Here is a 19,226-nt window from a genome sequence, read left to right on the forward strand (position 1 = left end):
GCTTGCGCGGGAATGACGATGGAAAGACTGGAGGCCTTACCCGATCATCTCCGGCAGGGTCACCAGCCTGACGCCGGCCTGTTCGAGTCCTGCGCGGATATGCCGGGCCATCGAGACGGCGCCGGCGCTGTCGCCATGGACGCAGATGGAATCGACATTGCAGGGGATGCGCTTGCCGCTGACCGAGACGATGGCGCGTTCCTGCACCATGCGCAGCACATTGCGCAGCGCCTCGTCATTGTCATGCACCATGGCATGCGGCTGGCCGCGCGGCACCAGGTTGCCCTCGTCGTCGTAATTGCGATCGGCGAAGACTTCCTGCGCCACCGGCAGGTTGGCTTTCGCGGCCGCCGCAACCATGGCCGAGCCGGCCGGGGCGAGGAAGATCAGGTCTTTCGAGACACCGGCGATGCCGCGCGCCAATGCCATGGCGAGGTCCATGTCGACAGCGGCCTTGTTGTTGATGGCGCCATGCGGCTTCACATGGGTGACCTTGGCCCCCTTGGTGGCCGCGACGCCCATCAGCGCGCCGATCTGATAGGCCATCAGCGCCTCGACTTCCTTGTTGCTCATGGTCATCGGCCGGCGGCCGAAGCCCTGCAGGTCCGGGTAGGAGGGATGCGCGCCGATGGAGACGCCGTTCTTCACGGCCTCGGCCACGGTAGCCTGCATCACGCTCCAGTCGCCGGCATGGAAGCCGCAGGCGACATTGGCGGTGCCGACCACGGCCAGCATCGCCGCGTCGTCGCCCATGGTCCAGGCGCCATAGCTCTCGCCGAGATCGCTGTTCAGGTTGGTTTTCACGGTCATGGAGGCCTCGCTTGCCTTAGCGCCAGTGCCCGCTGGGAGCATCGACGGCGCCGCTGATCAGGTTCTGCGTATATAGCGCATCCAGGTCGAGAGTGACATCGGGCAAAGCCGTGCGGATGCCGTCGATCAGGCGCTTCAGCATCTGTTCCTGGGTGCGGCGGATCGCCTCGGCTTCGGCCACGCCAATGGCTGTGAAGGTGAGCGTGTCGCCGGGCTTCATGCGACCGACGCGGGGTAAGTCAGCCGAGATCACGGTGGCGATCTTGGTATAGCCGCCGGTGGTCTGGCGGTCGGCCATCAGGATGATCGGCTTGCCGTTGCCTGGCACCTGGATCGAGCCGCTGACCACGCCTTCGGAGGCAATATCGGCGCCGCGGGTGTGTTCGACGCTCTCGCCCTCCAGCCGGATGCCCATGCGGTCGGCTTCCTTGGTCAGGGTGTAGGTCGCAGACAAAAAGGTCTCGATGCCCTTGGGCGTGAAGCGGTCCTCCTGCGGGCCGAGCACGACGCGGATGGAGCCGCTGCCGTAGTCGATGGCATCAGAGGCTTCGCGCTCGTCGCCTTCCTGTGCAACGCGATTGAGAGGAAGCTGATCGCCGGCTTTGAGCGCGCGACCCTCGAAGCCGCCCAGGCCGGAGCGCATGTAGGTCGCCTGGCTGCCCATGAAGGGCGCAATCGCGAAACCGCCTTCGACAGCGAGATAGGCCACACTGCCCGCTTCCACTGCGCCAATCGCGAGTTTGTCGCCGCGCTTCAGCAAAGCCGAACGCCAGGGCTTGAGGGCGCGCGCCTCGCCATTGCCGGCCGGCTGCAGGGTGAGTTTCGCCGCGCCGCCGAAGACAACGCGCACGGCTTCGGCATTCACGGTGAAGGTTGGCCCGAGGAAACCGATCTCCAGCGCACCGGTGTTTTCGTCGTTGCCGACAAGCTTGTTGACCAGCCGCAGCGCCAGCGGATCGGTGGCGCCGGCCACCGGCATGCCGAGCGCCTGATGGCCGCGGCGGCCGAGATCCTGCACCGAAGTCATCAGGCCGGGCGCGATGATATCGAGGAAACCGGCACTCATGGCTTCACCTGCAGGCCCGCATAGTCGAACGCGCCCTGCTCCACCTGCCGCGCCATGGCGGCATAGTCACCGGTCGAGACGGCGACATAGGTCACCTCGTCGCCGGCGGCGAACAGGATCGGTTCGGCGCGCGCGGCATCGAACAGCCGCAGCGGCGTACGGCCGAGCAGATGCCAGCCGCCCGGACTTTCCCAAGGGTAGATCGTGGTCATGGACTCGGCGATGGCGACCGAGCTCTGCGGCACTTTCGTGCGCGGCGAGGACCGGCGCGGCAGATGCAGCGACGCATCGAGCCCGCCCATATAGGCAAGGCCCGGCATGAAACCGAGCATGTAGACGAAATACCGGCCGCCGGTATGGGTGGCGATCACCTGCTCGGGCGTCACCTTGCAGCGCTCGGCCACCTCGGCCAGGTCAGGGCCGAATTCGGGCGCGTAGCAGACCGGCAGGCGCCAGAGCCGGCCGGCGCGCTGCGCGGGTTTCAGCCCGGCAAACAGCCCGCGCACCTGGGTTTCCAGATCGGCGCGGGCCGTGACCAGCGGATCGTATTGCACCAGCAGGGCGCGGAAGGACGGGATGGTCTCGATCAGGCCGGCGGGCTTTGCATCCATCAGCGCCGCATGCAGCGCCATCACCATGGCATTGACGGCGCGATCGATCCCCTCGCCGAACTCGACGCTGAAGGCCGTGTCGCCGAAGGACCGGATCTGGGGATAGGCGCTCATGACCTCAAGTCTAACGGCGTCAGCGCTCAGGCGACAACAGGCAGCGCTTCCACATCATAGGCATGTGACAGCTTGCGCTTCAGCACCGGGTCTTCCAGCTCGATCTCGAAGCGCGAACTGGGCCGGATGCCGCCGATGGCGCCCAGCGTGCCGCCGAACATCAGCGTGCCGGGCGGCAGCATGGCTTCGTTGCGATAGCGGGTCATCAGGTCGTCGGGACTGCGCAGACCCGATACCGCGCCTTCCTGATAGAGCACGCGCTGACCGTCGATGGTGGCCCAGGCGCGCAGGATCAGGCTGTCCCAGTGCTTTGCCACATCGTCATAGCGCCACAGGCCGGTGCCGACCACTTTCGAGCAGAGCTGCTTGGACAGCGCCACACCCATCGATTCCGCCTTGCGGTCGGTATGGTCGGAACCGACCGTGACCCAGAGGCCATCAGCCAGAGACACGACAACCGGCTCGACCTCGCCCGAGGTATCCGGGCCCAGCACCTGCAGATGCGTGGTCTGGCTGAGCTGGCCGGTGCCGATGCGGTAGAACAGCGGCACGCTGCTGGGACGCGGCACGCCTATGGCGGCCAGTTCCTCGATATGATGCTCGATGGCATGGGCATCGCGGCCGGCCCAGCCGGCGACGATCAGCGTGTCGATCTGCACGGCCACGCGGTCGCGGCGGTCCTGCCAGAAGCGGTCGAAGGTGAGCATACGCGGTATTCCTCAGTTAAACTGCGCCGGCAGCCAGAGCGCGATGCCCGGCCAGACCATCATCAGCACGATGGCGAAGATATAGACGAGCATGAAGGGCAGCACGCCGGAGAAGACGTCGCTGATCGGCCCCCGGTCTGGTCTCATGCCCTGCAATACGTACAGCACGGTGCCGTCGGGCGGGCTGATCATGGCGATCTCGACCAGCATGGTGACGATGACGCCGAACCAGATCGGATCGTAGCCCAGCGCCTTCACGATCGGGAAGACGATGGGGATGGTGGTCAGGATCATGGAGAAGCCCTCCATGAAGGTGCCGAGCGCCAGGTAGAAGCCGATAATCAGCGCGATGATCGCCCAGCCCGGCAGCGGCAGGCCGGCCACCGTATCCGCCATCATCTGCGGCACGCGCAGACTGGTGAGGATGAAGTTGAGCAGATAGGCGCCAAAGAGAATGAGCCCGATCATGGCCGTGGTGCGCGCGGTCGCCTCGGCCGAGTCATGGATCATCTTGAGCGTCAGCTTGCCGCCGACCAGGGCAAACAACAGCGCACCGGTGACACCGAGGGCTGCGGCCTCGGTGGGCGTGGCGATGCCGGCATAAATGGTGCCCAGCACCAGCAGGATCAGCAGCGCGGTGGGCACCAGGTCCTTCAGGCTGGCAATCTTGACGCTGAGCGGAATCGCCGGACCTTCGGGCGCAATCGGATGGCGCAGGCCATGGATGACGATCAGCCCGATGAACAGCACCACCACCAGCAGGCTGGGACCGAGCGCGGCGATATACAGCGCGCCGACCGAGGTTTCGGTGATCAGGCCGTAGATGATGAAGGTGATGCCCGGCGGAATGAGATTACCGAGCGCGCCACCGGCGGCGAGCGAGCCCAGAACCATCTTCGGGCTGTATTTTGTGTTCTTGAAAAACGGCAGCGCCACCGAGCCCATGGTGGCGGCCGTCGCCACGCTGGAGCCGGAGATCGCCGAAAAGATGGCGCTGGCGGCGATGTTGGTATGCAGCAGCCCGCCGGGCAGGCGGTTGAGCCAGACATTGAGCGCGCGATAGAGCTTATCGGATAATCCTGCGCGCAGCAGGATTTCGCCCATCAGCAGGAACAGCGGCACGGCGACCAGCACGAAGCTGCTGCTCGGGCCCCAGGTCATCTGGCCGAGGAAATTCCAGAATGGCCGGTCCGAGAACGCAAAGCCGGCCAGAAGGCCGAGCGCGCCGAGCGCTGCGCCGATATAGACGCCGGAGCCGAAGAAGGTGCACATCACGCCGACCAGCAGGATGATTTCGGCGACCGGGGCGCTGCCGCCGCCGGTCAGCGCGCTGGCAACGGTGATGCCGAGCAGGATCAGCAGGAAGACAACGGCAATCATTATTTCACGTCCTGACGGCTGACGGCGACGGCTTCGAGCGCCTCGGCCGCCTCTTCGGTATAGGTGCGCGGACCGAGCAGGCGATCGACGGCTTCGGCCTGGCCGGCCAGGATCAGCAGCAGCGTCTCGACCAGCATGGCGACGATCAGGAGGAAAAAGACCACGATGCCGACGGCCCACAGGCCCTGCGGCAGCGCCAGCGGCGTGCGCAGCAGGCTGTTGTCGGTGGCGCCGAAATCGAGGCTTTCCTGCACCAGCTCGATGGCGCCGAAGCTCAAGAATCCGGCCAGCACGCCGAGCAGCGTGAGCGCGAAGAGATGCAGATACTGGCGGCCGCGCAGCGGCACCTTGTTCAGGATCATGTCGATGCGGACATGGTTGCGGGTGGCCAGCGCATGCGGCAGGCCCCAGGCGATGCCAAACGCCAGCATGTAGCCGGTCAGCTCGGTGGTCGACTGTGAGGAGAATCCGAGGAAGGCGCGCGCCAGCACGTCGAAGGTGACGAAGAGCGCGCAGAAGACGAAGACCCAGCCGGCGGTGTAATTCATCCAGCGGCAGGCGACTTCGATCAGGCGGCGGAGCCTGGCGGCCGCTGCGGCAGAAGCCGCAGCGGCGCCAGCCGCCGGAGGAGTGGCGGTCACGCGTAAACTCAGGGCTTGAGCGCGACGCCGGTGATCGGCTGGATCACCTGCTCGTAGACCTTGCCGCAACGTTCGCCGCAGCGCTTGACCCAGGCGGGCAGCACGGCATCGCCGACAGCCTGGCGCAGCAGGGCCACGTCGGCCGGCTTCTCGCGCACGATGGTCATCGGCGCATTGGTCACCAGCGTGCCGATCTTGCAGCCGGCAGCATTGCCGCTGTTGCAGGCGATGCCGTCTTCGGTGGCTTCCACGCCGAGCTTCCACTGGGCGTCTTCCACTTCCTTCATGGTCTTGGCCATGAAGTCGCGCACGGCGGGATCGAGCTTGTTCCACCACTGCACATTGACCATGTAGGCCGAGGTCGACCAGCTGAGCGGCAGCGTGTACATGTGCTTGGCCACTTCATACCACTTCGCACCGTTACCGGACGACGTGCCGGTGATCGCACAGTCAGCCACGCCGCGCTCCAGCGCGCCGTAGACTTCCGGGAAGCCGATGGCGACCGGCTGGGCGCCGATATGGTTCATGAAGTCGTTCATCGAGCCGCCATTGGTGCGGACCTTCTTGCCCTTCAGCTCGGCCAGCGAGGTGACCGGCGTGCGGCAGAACAGCACCTGTGCCGGGAAGGGATAGACCGCGATGATGCGGGTGTTGAAACGCTCCAGCTCGCGGTTGGCCAGCGGCACCAGCGCATCGACCACCTTGCGGGCCTGTTCGATGGTGGGATTGAGGCCGGCGAGATCGGCCCCATCCAGGAACGGCACGTCGCCCGAGACCGTGGCGAGCGGGGCGGCGCCGATATCGACCTGGCCGGCGCGCACGAGACGGATGATCTCGGGGCCGTTGAGGTTCATTTCCGGCCAGCTCGCCAGCTTGATCTCGATGCGGCCGCCGCTCTTGACCGGCACGCCTTCCTTCAGCATCGGCACATCGACCTTGCTGTATTGCGGCAGGGCCGGACCCGGCTGGGTCGCCATGGTGATCGACACTTTCGGGCCGGCCGGCAGGGCCTGGGCCAGAACGGGCGAGGTGGCAGCCGTGGCTGCCAGCAGGCTGACCGCAGTCAGCAGAGTCTTCATCGTCATCATTACCCCCTGTTGGATGGACAGATTACAGAATCGCTAAACGACTGTTCTTGAGATCGGTCACCAGCATGTGCCCCGGCGCATGGGTGATGCAGAAGTCCGGCTTCACGGTGGCGATCACCGACTGCGGGGTGACGCCGCAGGCCCAGAAGACCGGCAGTTCATCATCCTTCACCTCGACCGGATCGCCGTAATCGGGTTTCGCCAGATCCTTGATGCCGAGCAGTTCGGGCTTGCCCAGATGCACCGGCGCGCCATGCACGGCGGGGAAGCGCGAGGTGATCTGCACGGCGCGGATCGCATCGGCCGGCTTCAGCGGCCGCATGGAGACCACCAGCGGACCCTGGAACGGGCCGGCCGCCGTGGTGGGGATATTGGTGCGGTACATCGGCACATTGGTGCCGGCGGCAATGTGGCGCAGCGGGATGCCATCCTCGATCAGCGCCTCTTCGAAGGAAAACGAGCAGCCGATCAGGAACGCCACCAGATCGTCGCGCCACACGGCTTTCAGGTCGGGCACTTCCTCGACCAGTTTGCCGTCGCGCCAGACGCGATAGAGCGGGATGTCGGTGCGGATGTCGAGGTCATCGCCCAGCACCGGCAGACGCGGCGAGCCGGGCTCGGACACGGCCAGCAGCGGACAGGGCTTGGGGTTGAACTGGCAGAAGCGGAAGAAGTCGTCGGCCAGCGTCCGCGGCAGGATGGCCAGGTTGCCCTGCACGAAACCCGGCGCGATGCCGGCGGTGGGACCGCGATGGTCGCCGCGGCGAATGGCCTGCCGGGCCTCGCGGCCGCTGGCATAGATTGTCCCTGACGCAATGGCGTTCATGCACCCCTCCAGTCCGCGATCATCGCATCATGACGGGTGCATGACTGTCCAATCGGGAGTTCCGATGGCAGCCGATAAGAAATTCTTATCGGTTAAAAATCAGGCTCGCAGCCTTTTTTCGCGCCGCTTCGCCTCGGCCGCCGCCATCTCGCGGGCGATCTCGGTCACCGCTTCGGCCAGATAGCTGTCGGGTTTGACCGGATAACAGGCATGGAAGTTCAGATCGGGCAGATTCTGTTCGGCCTTCACCACGCGCAGGCGTTTTTCCTGCAGCTCGCGGCGGATGATCAGCGGCGGAATCGCCGAGATGCCGATGCCGTCGAGCGTCATGCGCACGATGGTGGAGAGCGACGCGTTGCCATACATGCGCAGGGCTGGCATGTCGGACCGCGTCATCATTTCGCGGATGATGATATAGGGCCGGGTGTTGCGCGGATAGGTGATGATCGGCCAGCGCGCCAGGGTTGCCAGCGGCACCGGCTCGGCGCCCAGATCGAGCGACGGACTGGCGATCCAGGCCAGCGGATAACTCGATAAAGCCACGTTTTTCATGCGCGGTTCGCTGATCGGTCCGAGCACGAAGGCGATGTCGAGCTGATGCGACAGCAGGCGTTCGCGCAACAGCGGCGAGGTATCGACCTCGATCTCGAGCGTCAGCGCCGGATAGACCGCATGCATGCGTTCGATCAGTTTCGACAGCCAGGTATGCACGATGGTCTCAGCCACGCCGAGGCGCACGATGCCGCGCATCGCCTTCTTCTCGCGCGCCGCATGCAGCAGGTCGGCATGCAACTGCAGCATGCGTTCGGCATAGGGCAGCAATTCGTTGCCCTTGGCCGTCAGCGCCACGCCGCGTGGCTCGCGGTCGAACAGCCGCACGCCGAATTCGGCTTCCAGCAGGGCGATGCGCTGCGACACCGCCGGCTGCGTCGTATTGAGTTTCTCGGCCGCGGAGCGGAAGCCGCCGAGATGGGCGACCCAGACGAAGGTTTCGAGATTGCGCAGGTCGGCCATGATGATATTCCGATGGAAACCGGAAAATACTATAAGCGCGGCTTATCGGGCCAAGGCAAGCGTCTGGGCAAGCCCCGCCCGGCCTGCCGCACTGCAACGAATGTTTCAATTTGTTAATTTATGAATCACTTGTTGCAAGGCCGGCCGAAGCACGGTTGAATGCCGCCCCATGGCCCCGTCCTCGCTTGCCGACCGCATTGCCGCCGCCTTTTCCGGCCTGCCGCCGCAGTTGCAGACGGCGGCGCGCTTCGTGCTGGAGCATCCCGACGATGTGGCGCTGCTGTCGATGCGCGAGCAGGCCCGCCGTGCCGGCGTGCCGGCGGTGACCATGACGCGCCTCGCGCGCCAGCTCGGCTTTGCCGATTACGCCGCCTTCCGGGACCTGCAGGCCGCGGCGCTGCGGCGCGGCCCGGCCCCGGCGGGTGCCGGCTTCAGCGCCAAGGCCGGACAGTTGCAGCAGCGCCAGCAGCAGAGCGGCGAGGCCAAGCTGGCCGCCCAGATCGGCTGGGCCATGGCCGAGCATATCGCCGCCAGCCATGACGAGGCCGGCATCGCCAGCCTGATCGCCGCCGCCGCCCTGATCGATCGGGCGCGTCGGGTGTATTTCCTCGGCCTGCGCTCCTGCTACGCCGTGGCCTTCCAGGCGCAGTATGTCTACGGCCTGTTCCGCGACAACGGCCTGCTGCTGGACGGCGCCGGCGATACCGGCATCGATGCCCTGCGCCATGCCGGCAGCCAGGACGTGCTGCTGGTCACCAGCGTGGCGCCCTATGCCACCGCCACCATCGAACGCATGCAATATGCCGCCGAACGCGGCTGCCAGATCGTGGCGATCACCGACAGCCGGGTCTCGCCGATTGCCGCGCGTGCGCGCCACGCCATCCTGGTGCCGACCGACACGCCCTCCTTCTTCCATGCCGTCACGCCTGCCTTTGCTGTAGCCGAAAGCCTGATCGCGCTGGTGGCGGCGCGGGCCGGCAACACGGCCCTGGAGGCCATCGCCAATGCCGAGCACCAGCTCGGCGCCTTTTCCACCTACTGGTCCCGCAAACCGTCCCGCAGCAGAAAGTCGTAAGTCATGCCGAGCCGTATTCTCCATCGCAGCATCAACCATGCCTATCCGGTCGCCGTCGGCGGCGAAGGCATCCGCATCATCGACGCCAGCGGCAAGCAGTATATCGATGCCTCGGGCGGCGCCGCGGTGAGCTGCCTGGGCCATGGCCATCCCGACATCACGCGCGCCATGCATGAGCAGGCCGACAAACTGGCCTTCGCCCATACCAGCTTCTTCACCACCGAGCCGGCCGAAAAGCTGGCCGACCGCCTGATCGAGACGGCACCCAAGGGCATCAGCCATGTCTATTACGTGTCGGGCGGTTCGGAGGCCATCGAGGCAGCGCTGAAAATGGCACGGCAGTATCACGTCGAACGCGGCGAGCCGCAGCGCAAGCATTTCATCGCGCGGCGCCAGAGCTATCACGGCAACACGGTCGGCGCTTTGTCGGTGGGCGGCAATGCCTGGCGCCGCCAGCAGTTCGCCCCGATGCTGATCGAGGCGCATCATATCGCGCCGTGTTTTGAGTATCGCGACCGCCGCGATAACGAGACGGCGGAAGCCTACGGCCTGCGCGCCGCCAACGAGCTGGAAGCCAAGATCCTGGAGCTGGGCAAGGACAGCGTGATCGCCTTCGTCGCCGAACCGGTGGTGGGTGCGACGCTGGGCGCCGTCACGGCTGCGCCCGGCTACTTCAAGCGCATCCGCGAGATCTGCGACCAGTATGGCGTGCTGCTAATCCTCGATGAAGTGATGTGCGGCATGGGCCGCACCGGCACGCTGCATGCCTGCGAGCAGGACGGCATCGCGCCCGACATCATGACCATCGCCAAGGGCCTGGGCGGCGGCTACCAGCCGATCGGCGCCATCCTGCTGGGCCAGCATATCTTCGATGCGTTCAAGAACGGCTCCGGCTTCTTCCAGCATGGCCATACCTATCTGGGCCATCCGATGGCCTGCGCCGCGGCCCTGGCCGTGCAGCAGGTGATCGAACGCGACCATCTGCTGGACAATGTGAAAGCCATGGGCGCATATCTGATGGACCGCCTGCAGGACCGCTTCGGCAACCACCGCCATGTCGGCGATATCCGCGGCCGCGGCCTGTTCCAGGCCATCGAACTGGTGCAGGACCGCGCCAGCAAGGCGACCTTCGAGCCGGCGAAGAAGCTGCATGCCCGCATCAAGCAGGAAGCCATGAAGCTGGGCCTGATGGTCTATCCGATGGGCGGCACCATCGACGGCCTGCATGGCGACCACGTGCTGCTCGCCCCGCCCTTCATCTGCACCAGTGCCGATATCGACCTGATCGTCGAAAAGCTGGGCGAGGCCGTCGACGTCTCGCTGAAGGCGGTGGCCTGATGTCCGGCCTGCCGATCGTTCCGGCCGTGCTGGCGCCGGCCGTCATCGCCGTGGCCCCCAACGGGGCGCGCAAGCTGAAGGCCGACCATCCGGCGGTGCCGCTGAGCGCCGACGAACTGGGCGTTTGCGCCGCGCAATGCCTGGAGGCCGGCGCATCCATGATCCACCTGCATGTGCGGGAACCGGCCAGCGGCAAGCATTCGCTGGATGCCGACCTCTACCGCGCCGCCATCAAGGCGGTGCGGCGCGAGGCCGGCGAAGAGATCATCATCCAGGCGACCTCGGAAGCCGCCGGCGTCTATAACCGCCAGGAACAGATGGCGGCGATGCGGGCACTGATGCCGGAGGCCTGCAGCCTCGCCGTGCGCGAGATCCTGCCGGATGAAACCGCCGAGGCCGAGGGCGCTGCTTTCCTGGCCGAACTCTACAAGGCCGGCGTGATGATGCAGTACATCCTCTATGCCGCCGATGACGTGCAGCGCTTTCACGAGCTGAAGGCGCGCGGCATCATTCCGGGGAGCAAGCATTTCGTGCTGTTCGTGCTCGGCCGTTATACCGCCGGCCAGCGTTCGGAACCGAGCGACCTGCTGCCCTTCATGCATGACTGGACGGCGAGCGACGGCGAATTCGCGGTCTGCGCCTTCGGGCCGAAGGAATCGGCCTGCGCGCTGGCGGCGCTGGCGCTGAACGGCCATGCCCGTATCGGCTTCGAGAACAACACGCTGCTCAGCGACGGCACACCGGCGCCGGACAATGGCGCGCTGGTACGCCAGACGGTGACTCATGCCGGCGTGATGGGCCGCAGCATTGCCGATGCGGCAACGGCGCGGCATTACCTGCAGAATCTGCGTTAGGCAGCGCTCAGCGCGAAATCGTCCAGCGGCACCGGCGCGGGCCGGCCGGCAAGCGAGGCCGCGATCACTTCGGCCGATCCGAAGGCCAGCGTGAAGCCGAGCGCGCCATGGCCGACATTGAGCAGCAGGTTGTCGATGCCGCTGCCGTTCAGGATCGGCAGACCCTTGGGCGTCGCCGGGCGCAGGCCGGTCCACGGCTCCATCTGCTGCCAGGTGGAGGCGGCGGGAAAGGTCTCGCGCGCCTGCTTGACCAGCTGGTTGAGACGGCTCGGGTCGATGCTGTCATTCATGCCGACGATATCGGCCATGCCGGCCACCCGCAGTTTTTCACCCAGCCGGGCATAAACCACCTTGTGGTCGGTATCGGTGATCGAAACCCGCGGGGCGGCATCGTCGCGCGCAATCGGCAGCGACAGGCTGTAGCCCTTGATCGGGTAGATCGGCAGATCGAGGCCGGCGGTGAGACCCAGGCGCCGGCTGGCGACGCCGGCGGCCAGCACATAGGCATCGGCCTCCAGCACATTGCCGTCGGTGGTTTCCACGCCGAGCAGGCGGTGGCCGGCGCGCAGCAGGCGGCGCACCCGGGCGCCGTAGACGAAGGTCACGCCACTGTTGTCGCCGGTGAGCAGGCTTTCGATGCCCATGCACAGGCGATAGGGATCGCCGGCTTCCTCGCTGGGCGTGTAGACGCCGCCATGGATGCGATGCGCGATGCTTTTCAGCGCCGGTTCGACGGCGAGGCAGGCATCGCGGTCCAGCACCTGCTGCACGCTGCCAAGGCGGCTCTGGTAGTCGACCTGCGCGCGGGCGCCATCGAGGCCGGCCGCATCGCCCTGCAGCACCAGCTTGCCGGCGCGGTTCCAGACGAAATCTAGGCCATGGATGTCGTTGGCGGCATGCAGCACGTCACGACTTAAATATGCCAGCCGCAGCAGCTTGTCGGTGGTGGCGTAAGCCTCCTGCCGGTTGCAGGCGGCCATGAATTTCAGCAGCCAGCGATACTGGAACAGCTCCAGCGTCGGGCGGAAACGCACCGGCGAGCTGCGGCCGAACAGGTATTTCGGCAGATCGAACCACACCGACGGCGCCGCCAGCGGCGCGACATAGGAATAGCTGAGCTGGGCGCCATTGGCATGGCTCGCGCCCTGGGCGGTTGCCGGCGCACGATCGACCACGGTGACGCGATGGCCGTCGCGGGCGAGGCGCCAGGCGGTCGTCATGCCCACCACGCCCGAGCCGATCACCACGATGTTCATGCCAGACTCCGATTGCGCCGCCGCGGGGAGATGCGGCGAACGTCCCGTACAAGCTAGGCGCGCAGAGGGCATCGTCGCCACTGCCGTTGCAGGCATGGTCCATAACATTGGGTTATGCCAACCCTTGGGGAAAATTCACCGCAGCGCTACAGTGTCGCTACAGTGCGCCTCGCACACACGCCGGATCAGACATGCAACTCCGCCATCTCGAAGTCTTCCACGCCATCATGCTGACCGGCACGATCACGGCGGCGGCCAAGCTGCTGAATATCTCGCAGCCCGCCGCCACCCGCCTGCTGCTGCGCGCCGAGGACCAGCTCGGCTATCGCCTGTTCGACCGCGTGAAAGGCCGCCTGCTGCCGACACGCGAGGGCCAGGTGCTGCATGCCGAAAGCGAGCGCATCATCAGCGGCCTGGACAACCTGCGCAAACTCTCGCGCAACCTGGGCGCCGCCACCACCGGGCATCTGCGCATCGCCGCGGCTCCGGCGCTGTGCATCGACCTGATCCCGCTGGCGATCACCAAATTCCGCCAGAAGCATGCCGATGTCAGTTTCGAGGTGGAGACACGGCAATATGCCGACCTGGTGCGGGTCGTGCTGAACCATGAGGTGGACCTAGGGATCGGCTTCGACGTGCAGCCGCATCCCGGCCTGGACATCCAGACCCTGGCGGCGGCGCAGTTCTACGGGATTTTCCCCAAGGCGATGGAACCGCAGTTGACGCCGACGGTGAAGATCGACTGGTTCCGCCGGCATCCCTTCATCGGCCTGCGCAGCGACGATCCGCTGGGCGCCGCCTTCGGCGCCGCGGTCAAGCTCTCGGATGTGGAATTGCGGCCGATTGTCGAGGTCAAAACCAACCAGATCGCACTTTCCCTGGTTTCCCGCGGCGCCGGCGCCGCCATCGTCGACCAGTATACCGCCGCCGCCCATGATCCGGCCCTGGTAACGGCCCGTCCGCTGCAGCCGGTCATCGGCTTTTCGGTGCAGGCGATTCGCGCCAAACACCAGCCCGCCTCGGTGCTGGCGCGCAAGTTCATAGCCCTTTTGGCACAGACCGAAAAAAGCGTTTCAGCCGCACTGGCAGCGGCAAAACGGCCACAACGGGCTTGACGGGACCGGCCCTGCCGGTATCCATACCACTGGGTTATGGGACAGGCACCGATACGCATGGCGGAACCGACAGGCTTTCCGCTATCACAGGGCGGTGCGCGGAGCGGGCCAGGGCTGCAACGGGGTGCAGCCGGGCCGACATGAGCGCTCCGCATCTGTCCGATCCCGCCGCCATCATGCGGCATTCAACGGCTCATTACGGCAGTCGCCAATCTCGGCGACTGCTTCCTACGGAGGAGAAGTGATCATGCAGTTTGCTAACAAGCTTGCGATGGGTGCGCTCGGCGCCGCCCTGCTGGCCGCCCTGCCGGGCGCCGGCATGGCGCAGCAGAAGTTCGTCACCATCGGCACCGGCGGCGTGACCGGCGTGTACTACGCTGCCGGCGGCGCGATCTGCCGCCTGCTCAACAAGGACCGCAAGGTCCACGGCATCCGTTGTTCGGTCGAATCGACCGGCGGCTCGGGCTACAACATCAACACCATCAAGGGTGGCGAGCTCGATTTCGGCGCCGCCCAGTCGGACGTGCATTACCAGGCGCTGAAGGGCGTCGGCCCGTTCAAGGATGCCGGCGAATTCAAGGAACTGCGCTCGGTCTTCTCGCTGCATCCGGAGCCCTTCACGGTGCTGGCCCGCAAGGAAGCCAACATCACCAAGTTCGAGGACTTCAAGGGCAAGCGCTTCAACGTGGGCAATCCCGGTTCGGGCACCCGCAACTCGCTGGAAGAGTTCATCGGCGCCCTGGGCTGGAAGCTCAGCGACTTTGCGCTCGCCTCCGAGCTGAAGGCTGATGAGCATGGCCCGGCGCTGTGCGACAACAAGATCGACGGCTTCTTCTACGGCGTCGGCCATCCCTCGGCCAACATCCAGGACCCGACCACGAGCTGCGGCGCCAAGCTGGTCTCGATCACGGGCCCGGCCGTCGACAAGCTGGTTGCTGCCAATTCGTACTATGCCAAGGCCACCATCCCGGCCGGCCTGTACAGCAACAACCCGCAGGCGACTACCACCTACGGCGTGCTGGCCACCCTGGTCTCGTCGTCCAAGGTCGACACCGAGACCGTGTACCAGCTGGTCAAGGCCACCTTCGAGAATTTCGAAGAGTTCAAGAAGCTGCATCCGGCCTTCGCCGCCCTCGACCCGAAGGCGATGATCAAGGACGGCAATTCGGCCCCGCTGCATGACGGCGCGGTGAAGTACTACAAGGAGAAGGGCTGGATGTAATCCGGCCTGCGATGGGCGGCCCTGCCACCAATATCGGCCGGGCCGCCCATTCTCTATGACGGCAGGCAGCCGTCATCCCGCCCACGGGCGGCACAAAATCCACAATCCGGTGAGTTACCATGACTAGCAAATCCCAAGGTGCGGGCGAAAACATCCCGCAGAATGTCGATCTCGACGCGCTCGTCGAGATGGCAGACCGCGGCGGCCGCCATCCCGGCCCGATCGTCACCAAAGCCATCGCCTTCACCGCCATCGCCTGGTCGCTGTTCCAGTTGTGGTATGCCTCGCCGCTGCCCTTCATCTTCCATATCGGCATCTTCAACGACACCGAAGCGCGCTGCATCCATCTCGCCTTCGCGCTGTTCCTCGCCTTCGCCGCCTATCCGGCCAGCGCCAAAGCGCCGCGCGACCGCATCCCGGCCTATGACTGGATCTTCATCGGCCTGTCGATTGCCGCCGTGCTCTATCTCGTCGTGTTCTACCGCGCCCTGGCCACCCGGCCCGGCCTGCCGACGCCGGCCGACATCACGGTATCGGTGATCGGCGTGCTGGTGCTGCTGGAGGCCTCACGCCGCGCCGACGGCATCTGGATGCCGATCACCTGCATCATCCTGCTGGTCTATGTCTTCACCGGCCCCTGGCTGCCCGAGATGATCTCGCACAAGGGCGCGTCCCTGAACCGTGCGGCCTCGCAGTTCTGGCTTACCACCGAAGGCGTCTTCGGCGTGGCGCTCGGCGTTTCCACCGCTTTCATCTTCCTGTTCGTGCTGTTCGGCGCGCTGCTGGAGAAAGCCGGCGCCGGCAACTATTTCATCCAGGTCGCCTTCTCGCTGCTCGGCCAGTTCCGTGGCGGCCCGGCCAAGGCCGGCGTGGTGTCGTCGGGCCTGACCGGCATGATCTCGGGCTCGTCGGTCGCCAATGTGGTGACCACCGGCACCTTCACCATCCCGCTGATGAAACGCGTCGGCTACAAGCCGGTGCAGGCCGCCGCCATTGAATCGGCCGCCGGCGTCAACGGACAGCTGATGCCGCCGGTGATGGGCGCCGCCGCCTTCATCATGGCTGAATATGTCGGCATCCCCTATTCGCAGGTGGTGAAGCATGCCTTCCTGCCGGCGATCATGACCTACGGCGCGCTGTTCTACATCGTCGATATCGAGGCGATGAAGGCCGGCATGAAGGGCATTCCGCTCACCCGCACGCGCAGCATCGCGGCATCGGCCCTGCGCGGCCTGATGACGATCTGCGGCTTCATCATCCTCTGCGGCATCGTCAAATACGGCCTGGGCTGGATGGTCGACGTCTTCGGCGGCGCCGCCACCTGGATCGCCCTGGTGCTGCTGGTGATCGCCTATGCCGGCCTGGTGCGCCTGCGCGCCAAGAACCCGGACCTGCCGATCGACGATCCGACCCAGCCCCTGGTCACCGTGCCCGATTTCTTCGAGACGGCGCGCACCGGCCTGCATTACCTGCTGCCGGTCGGGGTGCTGATCTGGTGCCTGATGATCGAGGAACTGTCGCCCGGCCTGTCGGCCTTCTGGGGCTGCGTGGCCATGGCGGCCGTGGTGCTGACCCAGCATCCGCTGACCGCGTTCTTCCGCAAGGAAGGCGAGATGGCGGCGCGCTGGAAACAGGGCTGGACCGATTTTGTCAGCGGTCTGGAAACCGGCGGCCGCAACATGGCTGCTGTCGGCATCGCCACCGCAGCCGCCGGCATCATCGTCGGCACCGTGACGCTGACCGGCATCGGCCTCGTGCTGGTGGAAGTGGTCGAGTTCCTCTCGGCCGGCAACTTCGTCATCATGCTGATGCTGGTGGCTGTCATCAACATCGTGCTGGGCACCGGCCTGCCGACCACGGCCAGCTATGTCGTCGTCGCCACGCTGATGGCGCCGGTGGTGGTGGAAATCGCCCAGCTGAACGACCTGATCGTGCCGCTGATCGCCGTGCATATGTTCGTCTTCTACTTCGGCCTGATGGCCGACGTCTCGCCGCCGGTGGGCCTGGCCGCCTATGCCGCCGGCGCGATTGCCGGCGCCGACCCGATGAAGGTGGGCTGGCAGGCGACGATCTATGAATCACGCACTGCCGTGCTGCCCTTCATGTTCATCTTCAACACCCAGTTGCTGATGATCGATGTGGGCGGCGTGGGCGAATTCCTCGTCGTGGTCATCTGCGCCACCATCGCCATGGGCGCCTTCGTGGCGGCCACCCAGCGCTGGCTGCTGACCAAATGCAGCTGGGCGGAAGTGATCCTGCTGCTGCTGGTCTGCTTCACCTTACTGCGGCCGAATTACTGGATGGATCAGATCATCCCGCCGTACCAGGATGTGCCGGCCGCCCAGTTCCTGCAGGTGGTCGACCGGACCCCGGCCGGCGATGCCGTGCGCTTCCGCCTGCTGGCGCAGGATCGCGATGGCGACGATGTCGAGAAGTCGATCCGCCTGAATCTGGCCAGCGGCACCACGGCGGCCGAGAAACTGCAGGCCGCCGGCATCGCCGTGACCCAGCAGGGCGACCGCTTCGTCGTCGGCTCGGTGCGGCCGAGTTCGGAAGCCGCCAAGCTGCAGGTGCGCGCCGGCAACGCGGTGATCGGGGTGAAGGTGCCCAATCCGCGCCCCAATCCCTACTGGGTCGCAGCGCCGGCCATTCTGCTCTACGGCCTGATCATCCTGTGGCAGATCCGCCGCCGCCGGATCGATCAGGGAGTGGCGCAAGCCGCCTGATCGGCGTAAAAAACGGTCCCATGAAGACCGTCATTCTCTGTTCGGGTGGCATCGATAGCGTCACCCTGGCCTACAAAGTGGCGGTCGAGCGCAAGCTCGACCGCCTCATTTCTTTCGACTATGGCCAGCGCCATCGCCGCGAGATCGAACATGCCGCACGGATCGCCGCCGAACTGGGCGCACGCCATGACGTGGTGGATATCGCCGGGCTGGGCCGTTTCCTCACCTCCTCGTCGCTGATCAGCGGCGGCGATGCGGTGCCGGACGGGCACTATGCCCAGGACAACATGAAGTCCACCGTGGTGCCCAACCGCAACGCCATCATGCTGAGCATCGCCTTCGGCATCGCCGCCGGCGCCAAGGCCGAGGCCGTCGGCATCGCCGTGCATAGTGGCGACCATTTCATCTATCCCGACTGCCGTCCGGCTTTCGTCGATGCCTTCCGCGCCATGCAGGACTGCGCACTGGAAGACATGTGGGAGATCGAGCTTTACGCGCCTTTCACCGGTACCGACAAGGCCGGCATCGTCGCCGAAGGGTCACGGCTCGGCGTGCCTTATGACCTGACCTGGAGCTGCTACAAGGGCGGCGAAAGACATTGCGGCCGCTGCGGTACCTGCGTGGAACGGCGCGAAGCCTTCCATCTGGCCGATGTGCCCGACCCGACGCAGTACGAGGATGCCGATTACTGGCTGCAGGCCATCGCTGACATGAAGGCGAAACGCGGCGTTTAGGCCGCCGCGATGCCCAGCCGCTGGTCGCGGTCGCGCAGCAGCCGGATCACCGGAATGCTGAGCAGCACCATCCACAGCTTGCCGATGATCTGGCCGCCGAGATAATCGAGGCTGCCGAAGGCAAGCTGCAGGAAGACCACGGAATCGACACAGAGCCCGACCAGGCTGGACAGCAGCACGGCGCGGATCAGGCCGCGCTTCTGCAGCGGCGTGTAGACGGCGAAATCGGCCAGTTCGGACAGCAGGAAGGCGGCAACGCTCGCCGCCACCAGCGCGGGCGGCGCCACCAGACCGGAGAGCGCCGCACCCACGATAATCGCGCCGAGTGTCCAGCCCTTGCCCAGGCGGCGCTGCACCAGATCGCGCAGCACCAGCGCCAGGCCGATCATCAGCACACCGCTGGGCGCCGTGATACCGAAGGGCGCCACCGGGATCAGGCAGGGCCCTTTCGGGATGCAGACAGTACCGACATTGCCGATCAGCCAGTTGGCCGCCGGCACGCAGGCGATAAAGGCGGCGAGATAGGCAAAGCCCTCGAAACGCTGGCGATCCATGATCCTGGTCCCTGAATGAAAACGCGCGGCGGGATATACGGCCAGCCCCGGCCGGAGGCAAGTCCGGCCGGATTAGCCTTTGATCCGCCTGATCT

Annotated in this window: 18 protein-coding genes; 7 read left to right on the forward strand and 11 right to left on the reverse strand. The window is 65.8% G+C overall.

Annotated features, from left to right (window positions below):
* Nucleotides 1-36 precede the first annotated feature (36 nt).
* From AC1ROT_RS06750 to AC1ROT_RS06790, 9 genes are all read right to left on the reverse strand, one after another.
* Nucleotides 37-810 carry a LamB/YcsF family protein gene (locus AC1ROT_RS06750; protein WP_492997934.1) on the reverse strand — a complete coding sequence of 258 codons (774 nt, stop codon included), beginning with the start codon at nt 808-810 and terminating at the stop codon, nt 37-39.
* Nucleotides 811-826: 16 nt separating this feature from the next.
* Entirely contained in the window at nt 827-1,876 is a 1,050-nt protein-coding gene (locus AC1ROT_RS06755) for a 5-oxoprolinase subunit C family protein (protein ID WP_492997938.1), read from the reverse strand.
* Complete coding sequence (pxpB, locus tag AC1ROT_RS06760; protein ID WP_492997939.1) at nt 1,873-2,601, reverse strand: 5-oxoprolinase subunit PxpB; 729 nt, start codon at nt 2,599-2,601, stop codon at nt 1,873-1,875. The genes AC1ROT_RS06755 and pxpB overlap by 4 nt, the downstream gene beginning before the upstream one ends.
* Nucleotides 2,602-2,627: 26 nt before the next feature.
* Nucleotides 2,628-3,308 (reverse strand): DUF2848 domain-containing protein, encoded by a 681-nt coding sequence (locus AC1ROT_RS06765; RefSeq protein WP_492969426.1) that lies wholly within the window; start codon nt 3,306-3,308, stop codon nt 2,628-2,630.
* A 12-nt stretch (nt 3,309-3,320) separates the two neighbouring features.
* Nucleotides 3,321-4,688 carry a TRAP transporter large permease gene (locus AC1ROT_RS06770; RefSeq protein ID WP_492969425.1) on the reverse strand — a complete coding sequence of 456 codons (1,368 nt, stop codon included), beginning with the start codon at nt 4,686-4,688 and terminating at the stop codon, nt 3,321-3,323.
* Complete coding sequence (locus AC1ROT_RS06775) at nt 4,688-5,329, reverse strand: TRAP transporter small permease subunit (protein WP_492969424.1); 642 nt, start codon at nt 5,327-5,329, stop codon at nt 4,688-4,690. The genes AC1ROT_RS06770 and AC1ROT_RS06775 overlap by 1 nt, the downstream gene beginning before the upstream one ends.
* 8 nt (nt 5,330-5,337) lie before the next feature.
* Complete coding sequence (locus AC1ROT_RS06780) at nt 5,338-6,414, reverse strand: TRAP transporter substrate-binding protein (protein ID WP_492969423.1); 1,077 nt, start codon at nt 6,412-6,414, stop codon at nt 5,338-5,340.
* 25 nt (nt 6,415-6,439) lie between these two features.
* Nucleotides 6,440-7,243, reverse strand: coding sequence for a putative hydro-lyase (locus AC1ROT_RS06785; RefSeq protein WP_492969422.1), 804 nt, complete (start codon nt 7,241-7,243; stop codon nt 6,440-6,442).
* A gap of 99 nt (nt 7,244-7,342) precedes the next feature.
* Nucleotides 7,343-8,257: a LysR family transcriptional regulator gene (locus tag AC1ROT_RS06790; protein WP_492969421.1), complete on the reverse strand. Its 915-nt coding sequence runs from the start codon at nt 8,255-8,257 to the stop codon at nt 7,343-7,345.
* A gap of 169 nt (nt 8,258-8,426) precedes the next feature.
* Between AC1ROT_RS06790 and AC1ROT_RS06795 the strand changes: the two genes are divergently transcribed.
* Genes AC1ROT_RS06795 through AC1ROT_RS06805 form a run of 3 tightly spaced genes read left to right on the forward strand, consistent with a single transcriptional unit; the run spans nt 8,427 to nt 11,524 of the window.
* Nucleotides 8,427-9,332, forward strand: a complete 906-nt coding sequence (locus AC1ROT_RS06795; protein ID WP_492997941.1) for a MurR/RpiR family transcriptional regulator — start codon at nt 8,427-8,429, stop codon at nt 9,330-9,332.
* Nucleotides 9,333-9,335: 3 nt separating this feature from the next.
* A complete protein-coding gene (locus AC1ROT_RS06800; RefSeq protein WP_492997942.1) occupies nt 9,336-10,670 on the forward strand; it encodes an aspartate aminotransferase family protein in 1,335 nt (444 codons plus the stop codon).
* Nucleotides 10,670-11,524 carry a beta-keto acid cleavage family enzyme gene (locus AC1ROT_RS06805; RefSeq protein ID WP_492997944.1) on the forward strand — a complete coding sequence of 285 codons (855 nt, stop codon included), beginning with the start codon at nt 10,670-10,672 and terminating at the stop codon, nt 11,522-11,524. The genes AC1ROT_RS06800 and AC1ROT_RS06805 overlap by 1 nt, the downstream gene beginning before the upstream one ends.
* On the opposite strand, the gene AC1ROT_RS06810 is transcribed toward AC1ROT_RS06805, so the two are convergent.
* Nucleotides 11,521-12,780: a D-amino acid dehydrogenase gene (locus tag AC1ROT_RS06810; protein WP_492997946.1), complete on the reverse strand. Its 1,260-nt coding sequence runs from the start codon at nt 12,778-12,780 to the stop codon at nt 11,521-11,523. The genes AC1ROT_RS06805 and AC1ROT_RS06810 overlap by 4 nt on opposite strands.
* Before the next feature lie 191 nt (nt 12,781-12,971).
* Here AC1ROT_RS06810 and AC1ROT_RS06815 point away from each other — a divergent pair, with 191 nt between their 5' ends.
* The 4 genes from AC1ROT_RS06815 (at nt 12,972) to queC (ending at nt 18,577) form a co-directional block, all read left to right on the forward strand.
* Nucleotides 12,972-13,895, forward strand: coding sequence for a LysR family transcriptional regulator (locus AC1ROT_RS06815; protein WP_492969416.1), 924 nt, complete (start codon nt 12,972-12,974; stop codon nt 13,893-13,895).
* A gap of 247 nt (nt 13,896-14,142) precedes the next feature.
* Nucleotides 14,143-15,117: a TAXI family TRAP transporter solute-binding subunit gene (locus tag AC1ROT_RS06820; RefSeq protein ID WP_492969415.1), complete on the forward strand. Its 975-nt coding sequence runs from the start codon at nt 14,143-14,145 to the stop codon at nt 15,115-15,117.
* A 119-nt stretch (nt 15,118-15,236) separates the two neighbouring features.
* Nucleotides 15,237-17,843, forward strand: a complete 2,607-nt coding sequence (locus AC1ROT_RS06825; RefSeq protein ID WP_492997948.1) for a TRAP transporter permease — start codon at nt 15,237-15,239, stop codon at nt 17,841-17,843.
* A gap of 20 nt (nt 17,844-17,863) precedes the next feature.
* Nucleotides 17,864-18,577, forward strand: a complete 714-nt coding sequence (gene queC, locus AC1ROT_RS06830) for a 7-cyano-7-deazaguanine synthase QueC (RefSeq protein ID WP_492969413.1) — start codon at nt 17,864-17,866, stop codon at nt 18,575-18,577.
* On the opposite strand, the gene AC1ROT_RS06835 is transcribed toward queC, so the two are convergent.
* Nucleotides 18,574-19,131: a VUT family protein gene (locus AC1ROT_RS06835; RefSeq protein WP_492969412.1), complete on the reverse strand. Its 558-nt coding sequence runs from the start codon at nt 19,129-19,131 to the stop codon at nt 18,574-18,576. The genes queC and AC1ROT_RS06835 overlap by 4 nt on opposite strands.
* Nucleotides 19,132-19,226 lie beyond the last annotated feature (95 nt).

The sequence above is a fragment of the Ferrovibrio sp. GW821-FHT12E11 genome (assembly GCF_058806975.1).

Coding starts and splice junctions, on each gene's coding strand:
- AC1ROT_RS06780 (WP_492969423.1), bottom strand. CDS start 6,414: ATGACGATGAAGACTCTGCTGACTGCGGTCAGCCTGCTGGCAGCCACG.
- queC (WP_492969413.1), top strand. CDS start 17,864: ATGAAGACCGTCATTCTCTGTTCGGGTGGCATCGATAGCGTCACCCTG.
- AC1ROT_RS06765 (WP_492969426.1), bottom strand. CDS start 3,308: ATGCTCACCTTCGACCGCTTCTGGCAGGACCGCCGCGACCGCGTGGCC.
- AC1ROT_RS06825 (WP_492997948.1), top strand. CDS start 15,237: ATGACTAGCAAATCCCAAGGTGCGGGCGAAAACATCCCGCAGAATGTC.
- AC1ROT_RS06800 (WP_492997942.1), top strand. CDS start 9,336: ATGCCGAGCCGTATTCTCCATCGCAGCATCAACCATGCCTATCCGGTC.
- AC1ROT_RS06785 (WP_492969422.1), bottom strand. CDS start 7,243: ATGAACGCCATTGCGTCAGGGACAATCTATGCCAGCGGCCGCGAGGCC.
- AC1ROT_RS06770 (WP_492969425.1), bottom strand. CDS start 4,688: ATGATTGCCGTTGTCTTCCTGCTGATCCTGCTCGGCATCACCGTTGCC.
- AC1ROT_RS06810 (WP_492997946.1), bottom strand. CDS start 12,780: ATGAACATCGTGGTGATCGGCTCGGGCGTGGTGGGCATGACGACCGCC.
- AC1ROT_RS06750 (WP_492997934.1), bottom strand. CDS start 810: ATGACCGTGAAAACCAACCTGAACAGCGATCTCGGCGAGAGCTATGGC.
- AC1ROT_RS06815 (WP_492969416.1), top strand. CDS start 12,972: ATGCAACTCCGCCATCTCGAAGTCTTCCACGCCATCATGCTGACCGGC.
- AC1ROT_RS06835 (WP_492969412.1), bottom strand. CDS start 19,131: ATGGATCGCCAGCGTTTCGAGGGCTTTGCCTATCTCGCCGCCTTTATC.
- AC1ROT_RS06805 (WP_492997944.1), top strand. CDS start 10,670: ATGTCCGGCCTGCCGATCGTTCCGGCCGTGCTGGCGCCGGCCGTCATC.
- AC1ROT_RS06795 (WP_492997941.1), top strand. CDS start 8,427: ATGGCCCCGTCCTCGCTTGCCGACCGCATTGCCGCCGCCTTTTCCGGC.
- AC1ROT_RS06820 (WP_492969415.1), top strand. CDS start 14,143: ATGCAGTTTGCTAACAAGCTTGCGATGGGTGCGCTCGGCGCCGCCCTG.
- AC1ROT_RS06755 (WP_492997938.1), bottom strand. CDS start 1,876: ATGAGTGCCGGTTTCCTCGATATCATCGCGCCCGGCCTGATGACTTCG.
- pxpB (WP_492997939.1), bottom strand. CDS start 2,601: ATGAGCGCCTATCCCCAGATCCGGTCCTTCGGCGACACGGCCTTCAGC.
- AC1ROT_RS06790 (WP_492969421.1), bottom strand. CDS start 8,257: ATGGCCGACCTGCGCAATCTCGAAACCTTCGTCTGGGTCGCCCATCTC.